This is a genomic window from Microcoleus sp. D3_18a_C4 (assembly GCF_036702415.1).
Classification (GTDB): domain Bacteria; phylum Cyanobacteriota; class Cyanobacteriia; order Cyanobacteriales; family Microcoleaceae; genus Microcoleus.
In genome coordinates this window covers 102,782-109,134 of the sequence record NZ_JAUBTI010000007.1, presented here as the reverse complement: position 1 = coordinate 109,134, position 6,353 = coordinate 102,782, and the positions used below count along the sequence as shown (strand labels likewise).

General features: G+C 46.1%; 8 protein-coding genes and 1 pseudogene. 4 read left to right on the top strand and 5 right to left on the bottom strand.

The window, feature by feature from the left end; all coding sequences use genetic code 11:
• Nucleotides 1-97: 97 nt before the first annotated feature.
• Nucleotides 98-595, bottom strand: coding sequence for a pentapeptide repeat-containing protein (locus tag QUB16_RS06015; RefSeq protein ID WP_333314819.1), 498 nt, complete (start codon nt 593-595; stop codon nt 98-100).
• Between the two features lie 109 nt (nt 596-704).
• On the opposite strand from QUB16_RS06015, the gene QUB16_RS06010 reads away from it, so the two are divergent.
• Nucleotides 705-1,073 carry a phage holin family protein gene (locus QUB16_RS06010; protein WP_333314815.1) on the top strand — a complete coding sequence of 123 codons (369 nt, stop codon included), beginning with the start codon at nt 705-707 and terminating at the stop codon, nt 1,071-1,073.
• Between the two features lie 4 nt (nt 1,074-1,077).
• Here QUB16_RS06010 and QUB16_RS06005 read toward each other — a convergent pair whose 3' ends face one another.
• On the bottom strand, nt 1,078-2,028 hold the full coding sequence (locus QUB16_RS06005; protein WP_333314814.1) for a cobalamin biosynthesis protein: 951 nt from the start codon (nt 2,026-2,028) through the stop codon (nt 1,078-1,080).
• Nucleotides 2,029-2,148: 120 nt separating this feature from the next.
• Between QUB16_RS06005 and QUB16_RS06000 the strand changes: the two genes are divergently transcribed.
• The gene (locus QUB16_RS06000; RefSeq protein ID WP_333314811.1) at nt 2,149-2,511 is read left to right on the top strand and encodes a hypothetical protein; all 363 of its coding nucleotides are present in this window, start codon (nt 2,149-2,151) and stop codon (nt 2,509-2,511) included.
• A gap of 50 nt (nt 2,512-2,561) precedes the next feature.
• On the opposite strand, the pseudogene QUB16_RS05995 reads toward QUB16_RS06000, so the two are convergent.
• Nucleotides 2,562-2,804, bottom strand: a pseudogene (locus tag QUB16_RS05995) (TetR/AcrR family transcriptional regulator); the annotation flags it as partial.
• A gap of 75 nt (nt 2,805-2,879) precedes the next feature.
• Between QUB16_RS05995 and QUB16_RS05990 the strand changes: the two are divergent.
• Nucleotides 2,880-3,242 (top strand): hypothetical protein, encoded by a 363-nt coding sequence (locus QUB16_RS05990; protein ID WP_333103045.1) that lies wholly within the window; start codon nt 2,880-2,882, stop codon nt 3,240-3,242.
• An 8-nt stretch (nt 3,243-3,250) separates the two neighbouring features.
• Here QUB16_RS05990 and QUB16_RS05985 read toward each other — a convergent pair whose 3' ends face one another.
• Nucleotides 3,251-3,772 (bottom strand): GNAT family N-acetyltransferase, encoded by a 522-nt coding sequence (locus QUB16_RS05985; protein ID WP_333314810.1) that lies wholly within the window; start codon nt 3,770-3,772, stop codon nt 3,251-3,253.
• A 24-nt stretch (nt 3,773-3,796) separates the two neighbouring features.
• Entirely contained in the window at nt 3,797-4,414 is a 618-nt protein-coding gene (locus QUB16_RS05980; protein ID WP_333314807.1) for a helix-turn-helix domain-containing protein, read from the bottom strand.
• Nucleotides 4,415-4,726: 312 nt separating this feature from the next.
• Between QUB16_RS05980 and QUB16_RS05975 the strand changes: the two genes are divergently transcribed.
• Nucleotides 4,727-6,322 carry a pitrilysin family protein gene (locus tag QUB16_RS05975; RefSeq protein ID WP_333314805.1) on the top strand — a complete coding sequence of 532 codons (1,596 nt, stop codon included), beginning with the start codon at nt 4,727-4,729 and terminating at the stop codon, nt 6,320-6,322.
• Nucleotides 6,323-6,353: the final 31 nt, after the last annotated feature.

Sequence of the window (6,353 nt, the reverse complement as noted above, 5' to 3'; positions counted from 1 at the left end):
GGGGCGGGTTCCACCAACCATAATCGTCTCAAACAAACAATCTCAAAAACCCGCCCCCACCCAACAAACAATCATCAGTAATTGAGCGGAGATGATATCAGCGGCATCCCAAGGAATCGCGAGTAGAAATCCCAGTTTGAGAATTAATCCCGGTTGCCTTTGTACACAATTCTTTAATTTGTGAGCCGTCCATAATTGCATCAGTAAAGTCAGCGCCGGTGATATCAGCTCCCTCAAAAGTAGAACGCAGCAAAATTGTTTCTGCTAATATGGCATCGCTTAAATCGGCCTTAGTAAATTTAACTTGATCTATCATTGCATTAGTTAAATTTGCTCCGTGCAAATTCGCCTCAGTCATCACCGAAGCGCTCATAATTGCTCCCCGCAAATCGGCATTAGAAAAATTAGTCAAGTCCATATTAGCGTTAGAAAACTCAGCAGCCCGCAGCATTTGACCGGAAAAATCGCGTCTTGTCAGTTCGGCGTTGCTAAAGGACAACGGCGGAGCGTAATATTTAGATTGAGCCTGGGCTGGCTGCGGCAGGATGAAGATAGTTAGCGCCAAGAGGAATGCTGCTAGTTGCCGGAGTTTCATAAGTCTGATATTCTCGCAAGGTGGGTATTTCGTAGTGTATCCCGAACTTTGGTCGATCGACTAAACAGTTAAAATCTTAATTAATAGTGATGGAGATGGAAAAAAAGATATGCTAAGTTTTTTCTTAACTTGGATAGTAGCAGCAGTTTCGCTGGTCATTACCGCTAACATTGTACCAGGTATGGCGGTGGTTAGCTTTCCGGCGGCGATGCTGGCTGCTGTTGTTATCGGATTGGTGAATGCGGTTGTCAAACCGATTATTACATTGCTGACGCTGCCTTTGACCATTATTACTTTAGGTTTGTTTTTATTCGTTGTGAATGCAATTTCGCTTTCCCTGGCTTCGTGGTTAGCGGGTGCGTTCAATATCGGCTTTGCGGTTAACGGTTTTTGGCCGGCTTTGGTGGGTTCCATTGTGTTGTCATTCGTCTCTGGGTTGATTGGTCGATTTGTGAATGCCAATACTTTGGATCAGTAATACATTATCCCAGATATTCCAGATATTCGATCGGGCAAACTGCAACCGCTACTGTTACCGCAGAACCCCCCCTAACCCCCCCTTGTAAAGGGGGGGGATTTTGACTGCGAAATATTTTTTTAGGGACTAAAAGCCTTTGCTGGGCGGGCAAGATGCCCACCCCACAAGCAGATTCACTCTTTGTGGAACAGGCATCTTGCCTGTTGTTGAGAATTGTGGAACAGGCATCTTGCCTGTTGTTGAGAATGGTACGGGCGGGCAAGATGCCCACCCCACAAGCAGATTCACTCTTTGTGAAACAGGCATCTTGCCTGTGGTTGAGAATTGTGAAACAGGCATCTTGCCTGTTGTTGAGAATGGTACAAGATATCTGTTCGATCGCACAAAGTGCCGCGGCTTCTGCTACACTAGGCGTCCCGACTTGTTCGACTACAATATTTGAAGGATTGGGGACTTCTACGGAACTTAAAATGTCAGCAGCAAAGGTTTTTAACGGCCAGTTTCGGGCTTGACAAAGTTCCAGCAAGCCGACTTCACCTGCTTTAGTGTCTATTGTAGCAATACCTGCGATCGCACTTTCCGCTAAATGATAACCGCGACATACATTTTGAATCGCAGTTTCGATTAATTCTCGCCCTGTTCCGCGTGCACAACCTATCCCTATCCACAACACTCTCGGATGCCACTGAACTTTTGGCAAAACAGATTCCGGCGAAAATCTTCTCTGGGTGAAACTAATCCAAATTCGGGCTTTGATAGTTGAGAGATTTTCCCCCTCCCAATACAAAGAATGTTTTTCTGGCAGACTGTTTTGCCACAAAGTAGAACCAACTTCTTGAATTACTTCGACAGTTTCCCCTCTAGCCATAGCCGCCGCCACTCCAGTCCAGTCACCTTCGCCTCTACTCCAACCGCAGGGAATGTCTAGCATATCTAAAGTAAATTTATCGCTCATTATTCAGTTATCTATTTTGTAGTTTCACTGAGCCCGCAATCTTAAAAAAAACTTAACACTCTGTTTAGTGAAAATTTTGGTATAATTGTAGCACAAACTACAAAAAATCCCACATTTAAGATGGTAGAACTAAATCAGTTACTGTTAGAGCTTGAAAGCAACCTCAAATCGGAAGGAGTGAAAAAAGAATGGAAAGAGCGCCGGTCAAGTTGGGTTAGCGGTGTGGCAGCATCAGTTAACCTGACATATCTAGCAGAATTGCTAGTTGAATGGGAATCAAACTTGCAGGGAGAATCGGTTGATATTCAGTGGCAAGAGCGTCGCAACCGTTGGGTAGAAGAATGTCTGGGAGCATCGATTGTTCAAGAAGTATCAAGTTTATTGCTGGAACTTGAAACCAATATAAATTCGGAAGCTATGGCTGATGAATGGCAGCAGAATCGGGAGAATTGGGTACAGCAAATGCACAAGTTTAACGAGTAGTTTCGAGGAGTCAGAGCCTGTAGATATGCGTTTTCAGGCTCGATAATTTCCTAATGACTAATGACTAATTCTTCATCTTTCTGCCAAACCCCATTCCGAAAAATATCTGCGAGTCCTTCAGCCATTTCCTGCATTTGCTGCCGAGAAGCATTCGGCTCCATAATCGTATTTTGACTGAAGGGCGCGACTGCACACATTCCCAAAAATACCTGAGCGACAATCTTCGGATTCATCTTTGGATAAACTTGTTTTTCCATCGCCGTTTCCAAAAAAGCCTCAGCCACATCCCTCATTATAAAAAACCAACACTCTCAATCAATAAAATTTGTACAAAAATAGCACAAACTGCAAACAAGACAAAATTTAATATGGTAGAACTAAGCCAATTACTGTTAGAGTTTCAAGCCCACCTAAACTGGGACGCAGTGAGGGAAGAATGGAAAGAACGTCGCGACTGTTGGATGAGCGAGGTGTCAGCAGCAAGTGACGAAAAACACCTAGCCAAATTGCTAGTTGAATTAGAATCAAATTATCAGCGAGAAGCGGTACAAAGTCTCTGGAAAATGATCCGTGAAAGTTGGGTAGAAGAATGTCATATAGCATCGACGCTGGAAGAAGTATCAAGTCTCTTGCTGGAACTTGAAAGCAATACAACTTGGGAAGTAGTGACGGATGAATGGCAGAATAATCGGGAGAAGTGGGTACAGCAAATGTACCAATTTATAGAGTAATAATTCACTCAATCAAAATCCACTTTCATGGTGAATGATGTCCCTCCTGTGCGGTTGATTGTCTCGCTTCCCTCAATTACTTTAAATCCCGATCGCTCGTACAAGCTCAGGGCCCGATTCGAGCTTCTGACACTCAGGGATACCGATCGATAAGATGCTTTTGCTGCGGACAGCAAACGATCCAGCAACTGCGTTCCTACACCCTGATTTGTATATTCTGGAAGAACGGCGATCGCCAATTCCGGGATAGTATCGTCAACCCAGCCAAACCCCTTGTCATCCTCTGTAAACAAACGCAGCCAGGCGGCGCCTACTGGCTGGTTCGCGTTCAATTCGATTGCTGCGAAGCCCAAATCGTTTGCACCTCCCCAATTCTTGACATATTTCGCAATTAAAGGATGATTGACAACCGCTTGCACCCTTGATTCGCCTTCTTCTGCCATGTGCGCCGCTTCATACAGCATTTGCCACAGAAAAGGCTCGTCTTCCTGCGTTAGCGGCCGAATAGAATAGTGCAAAATTTGGCCCATAACAACTTTTCCCTGTTGCCCTAATTATTCATCTTTCAGCAAAACCCCATTCAGAAAAATATCAGCTAATCCTTCCGCCATTTCCTGCATTTCCTGCGGCGAAGCATTCGGCTCCATAATCGTATTTTGACTGAAACCCGCGACTGCAAACATTCCCAAAAATACCTGAGCGACAATCTTCGGATTCATCTTCCGATAAACTCCTTTTTCCATCGCTGTTTCAAAAAAAGCCTCAGCAACATCGCTCATTTTTCCGATGACTTCCAATTGAATTCTGTCGCGCAAATCCGGGTGAAATTGCGCCTCCAAAAAACACACCCGCATCATGTCGCTATTCTCGCGGATATTCAGCATCCGTCGCCGCATCACCTGAGCCACTGCTTTGTAACTGCCCATCTCGCTTAATTCTGTCAGCAAATCCGTCAGCAACTCCACCCATCCTTCCGTCGCCACCTCAATCAAAATCGCTTTTTTATTATCAAAATGCCGAAATAGCGTACCCTCGGCCACCCCCGCCGCCGCTGCTAAATCGCGAGTTGTGGTGCCGTCGTATCCGCTGCGGGCAAACAACCGCTGAGCGGCTTGTAAAATCCGCTTCTTGGTTTCTGTTTCAGAAGGAGGAGACTGATGAAAAATTCGCATGGCTTTGCAATGGGTAATTGGCTACTTGGAACTACGGGAGCTGGACTGAGGGACTAATTGATGTTAAGTTTTAAAAAGAATCTCTGGCATTGAGGGCAAACATTTTTTTGTTTGACAATCCAAAATCCAAAATCTAAAATCTAAAATCGAATGACCCTTTTTGAGATTTGCTGTATCAGCCTAACATCTGCGGCGCAACAGATCGCTTATGCCTCCAAAAATCTTTATCCTGAGAAAAGAATCTCTGGCCAGCGAGCACAAACATTTTTTTGTTTGACACTCCAAAATCTAAAATCTAAAATCTAAAATCGAATGACCCCGCAGTTCCAAAAACCCCGTGAAGCGAAGCTATCCCGTAGGGAATCGCCCGATCGCCAAACTCGATTCATTGCCTCCCTGCTAGCCGCTGTACTGCTGTGGTGGGGAATTTCGCCGGAAATCGCCCTCGCCCGCCCCAACCCCGCTAGCGGCTCCCAAGCAGTCTCTGTTCAACCGTCGCTCGATCGAGTAATCAGCCAAGTCAGCGAATTTAAGCTCGACAACGGCATGAAATTCATCGTACTCGAAAGGCCCAGAGCGCCCGTAGCATCGTTTCTGATTCACGCCGATGTCGGGGGCGCCAACGAACCCGACGGCCAAACCGGAGTCGCTCACTATCTCGAACATTTAGCCTTCAAAGGCACGCCAAAAATCGGCACTACCGACTACCAAGCCGAAAAGCCGCTGCTAGAAAAACAAGACCAACTCTTCGAGCAAATGCAAGCAGCCAAGGCCAGCGGCAAAACTGAAGAAGTCGCCCAATTAAAAGCAGAATTTGACAAAGTTGAAGCCGAAGCTTCGCAATTTGTCAAGCGCAATGAACTCGGCAAAATAGTCGAACAAGCAGGCGGAGTCGGACTAAATGCCGCTACTTCTACCGACGCCACAATGTATTTTTACAGCCTTCCAGCTAACAAGTTAGAAATGTGGATGTCGCTGGAATCCGAGCGATTTCTAGAACCAGTATTTCGGGAATTTTACAAAGAAAAACAGGTAATTTTAGAAGAGCGCAGGCTGCGAACCGAGAATTCTCCGATCGGACAAATGGTTGAAGCTTTTGCCAACAAAGCTTTCTCTGTTCATCCCTACCGCCGCCCCGTAATTGGCTACAGTGAAGACATTAAAAACCTCACCCGCAGTGACGTGCAGAAGTTTTTCGAGACTCACTACGTCCCCAGCAAGCTGACTGTGGCGGTGGTAGGTGACGTGAAAGCTTCGGAGGTGAAGCGACTCGCTCAAATTTATTTCGGCCGTTACAAGGCGAAACCAGCCCCTCCAGAATTGCAACTTGTCGAACCTCCCCAAACGCAAACTAAGGAAGTCACGCTGCAATTAAAAACTCAACCTTGGTATTTGGAAGGATACCACAAACCGGCGATGAATCATCCCGACAATGCGATTTATGAAATGATTGGTTCTTTGCTCAGCGATGGCCGCACTTCTCGGCTCTACAAATCTTTGGTAGAACAACAGCAATTGGCGCTGGCTGCTCAAGGTTTCAGCGGTTATCCGGGGGAAAAGTATCCGAATTTGATGTTATTTTACGCTCAAACTGCTCCGGGCCGCACGGTTGATGAAGTAGCCTCCGCTTTGAGCAAGGAAATCGAGCGCCTGAAAACAGAGCCGGTTTCTGCTTTGGAATTGGAGCGCGTGAAAACTCAGGCGAGAGCCGATTTGTTGCGATCGCTCAATTCTAATATGGGCATGGCATTTGCGCTGGTGGACTATCAAGTAAACACCGGTTCGTGGCGAAATTTGTTCAAGGAATTGGAGGCGATCGCGGCTGTTACTCCCGCTGACATTCAGCGTGTCGCTCAGGCAACTTTCCGCCCGGAAAATCGCACGATTGGTAAGCTTTTGCCACTTTAAGAAGAAGGAAGGCACGACACGGATTTTGACA

Coding starts and splice junctions, on each gene's coding strand:
- QUB16_RS06015 (WP_333314819.1), bottom strand. CDS start 595: ATGAAACTCCGGCAACTAGCAGCATTCCTCTTGGCGCTAACTATCTTC.
- QUB16_RS06010 (WP_333314815.1), top strand. CDS start 705: ATGCTAAGTTTTTTCTTAACTTGGATAGTAGCAGCAGTTTCGCTGGTC.
- QUB16_RS06005 (WP_333314814.1), bottom strand. CDS start 2,028: ATGAGCGATAAATTTACTTTAGATATGCTAGACATTCCCTGCGGTTGG.
- QUB16_RS06000 (WP_333314811.1), top strand. CDS start 2,149: ATGGTAGAACTAAATCAGTTACTGTTAGAGCTTGAAAGCAACCTCAAA.
- QUB16_RS05990 (WP_333103045.1), top strand. CDS start 2,880: ATGGTAGAACTAAGCCAATTACTGTTAGAGTTTCAAGCCCACCTAAAC.
- QUB16_RS05985 (WP_333314810.1), bottom strand. CDS start 3,772: ATGGGCCAAATTTTGCACTATTCTATTCGGCCGCTAACGCAGGAAGAC.
- QUB16_RS05980 (WP_333314807.1), bottom strand. CDS start 4,414: ATGCGAATTTTTCATCAGTCTCCTCCTTCTGAAACAGAAACCAAGAAG.
- QUB16_RS05975 (WP_333314805.1), top strand. CDS start 4,727: ATGACCCCGCAGTTCCAAAAACCCCGTGAAGCGAAGCTATCCCGTAGG.